The following is a 263-nucleotide window of genomic DNA, read 5'->3' on the forward strand; positions in this document are numbered from 1 at the left end:
GTTGAGCGATCATCTGTCCGTCAAATAGCTTACGTCGATACTTTGTCGTAAAGATCAGAGGCACGACCAGTTTACTGACACTGTGCCGCTTTCTGAGGGTTCCCGCCAGTAAATCATCATGATTACTCAATTGATATATTGCCCTAACATGTTAAAATAAAAATATTATATCAATGAGCGCTGATGATATTAAGAGCAACAAAAGTACGCATCTACCCAACACCAGAACAGGCTGAATATCTCAACGCTCAGTTCGGTGCGGT

At 41.8% G+C, this 263-nt stretch carries 1 protein-coding gene and 1 pseudogene; one reads left to right on the top strand and one right to left on the bottom strand.

Features of this window, described 5'->3' with window-relative positions; all coding sequences use genetic code 11:
• Nucleotides 1-130 (bottom strand): annotated as a pseudogene (locus BHE89_RS02135) (IS200/IS605 family transposase); the annotation flags it as partial.
• A 56-nt stretch (nucleotides 131-186) separates the two neighbouring features.
• Here BHE89_RS02135 and BHE89_RS02140 point away from each other — a divergent pair.
• Nucleotides 187-263 (top strand): helix-turn-helix domain-containing protein (locus BHE89_RS02140; RefSeq protein ID WP_171742429.1); only part of this gene is annotated, 77 nt, incomplete at its 3' end.

This window comes from Shigella sp. FC1967 (genome assembly GCF_001743005.1).
Classification (GTDB): domain Bacteria; phylum Pseudomonadota; class Gammaproteobacteria; order Enterobacterales; family Enterobacteriaceae; genus Proteus.